The sequence below is a fragment of the Klebsiella sp. JB_Kp042 genome (assembly GCF_040065275.1).
In the GTDB taxonomy this organism is placed as follows: Bacteria; Pseudomonadota; Gammaproteobacteria; order Enterobacterales; family Enterobacteriaceae; genus Klebsiella; species Klebsiella quasipneumoniae.
Map to the genome: position 1 here is coordinate 1 of NZ_JBEAJL010000073.1, position 1,438 is coordinate 1,438.

At 57.4% G+C, this 1,438-nt stretch carries 1 protein-coding gene; it reads right to left on the reverse strand.

Annotated features, from left to right (window positions below; genetic code table 11):
* Nucleotides 1-242: 242 nt before the first annotated feature.
* Nucleotides 243-1,438, reverse strand: a 1,196-nt coding sequence (locus ABLV54_RS13210; RefSeq protein ID WP_348814178.1) for an anaerobic C4-dicarboxylate transporter, incomplete at its 5' end; no start/stop codon positions are given.

Here is a 1,438-nt window from a genome sequence, read left to right on the forward strand (position 1 = left end):
ACAACCCGCTACGGGGGAGACTTACCCGAAATCTGATTTATTCAACAAAGCCATCTACTGGTACAAATATCTTCAACATCACTCACTTCAAGCCAGAGCAGTACATCGCTGCACCAGAATTATTGCCGGACAGGGTATCGCGCCATAATGCGTCTCAGTAGGTAATCATGGACTTTTAGCACGGCTTTGGCGCGAAAGGATATAAAAAACGGCCCTTGGAACAAGCGGGCCGAGGAACAAAGTCAGCCTAATATCATCTTGCCAATCATCAGGCCCATCGCCACCGAGACAATCACGTTCACCAGTCCCGGACGCATAAAGCTGTGGTTAAGCACGTATTTGCCGATGCGGGTGGTGCCGGTATCGTCGAAGGCCAGCGCCGCGAGGCACTGTCCCGCCACGGGGATAAAGAAGTAGCCGTTTACCGCAGGCCAGGAGCCAATCAGCGCATACGCCGGGAGCCCAAGCGCCAGCCCCAGCGGCAGCAGGATCAGGGTGGTCGCCGCCTGGCTGCTGACCATCGCCGAGACAAAGAACATCATGATGGCGATAAGCCAGGTATGCTCCTGCAGCACCACCTGCACTTCCGATTTGATCAGGTCGATATGGCTGCTGACGAAGGTTTCACTCATCCACGCCAGGCCAAAGGCGCAGACAATAGCCAGCGCGCCGGCGCGGAACACGCTGCCGCTGAGGATCTGATCCACCGGCGGGCGGCACAGCAGCACAATCAGGCAGGCGAAGGAGAGCATCACAATCTGGATCGCCGCCGACATTGACAGCGGCTGCAGCCCCTTCGCGGTTTCAACCATCGGACGCAGGCCCGGGACCAGCCCCAGCAGGACAATCACCACCGCGCCGCTCAGGAACAGCAGCACCGAGAGTTTGGCGTGTGGCGCGATTTCCGTGCTGAGCTCCGCTTTACCGTTAGGCTTGAGCAGACCTTCTGCCAGGCGACGCTGGTATTCCGGATCGTCTTTCAGCTCTTTACCTTTATTAAAGGTGGCGAGCGCTCCCGTCGCCACGCCAATCAGCGTTGCCGGAACGCAAATCATCATGATGGTGGAGATGGAGATGCCGAACGGCGCCATCAGGCCAATCATCGCTGCCATTGCCGCAGAAATTGGGCTGGCGGTAATCGCCTGTTGCGAAGCGATGACGGAAATCGACAGCGGACGCTCGGGACGAATGCCGGAATCCCGCGCCACTTCGGAGATCACCGGCAGCAGGCTATATACCACGTGGCCGGTGCCGGACATAAAGGTGAAGATATAGCAGATAAACGGCGCCAGAAGCGTAATATAGCGCGGGTGGCGACGCAGCATTTTTTCCGCCAGCCGGACTAATAGAGTCAGTCCGCCGGAGGCCTGTAATGACGATGCTGCTAAGGAAGGTGCGAATAAGCAGGTCATTTCTTCCCAAGCTGACTCGCTGATTA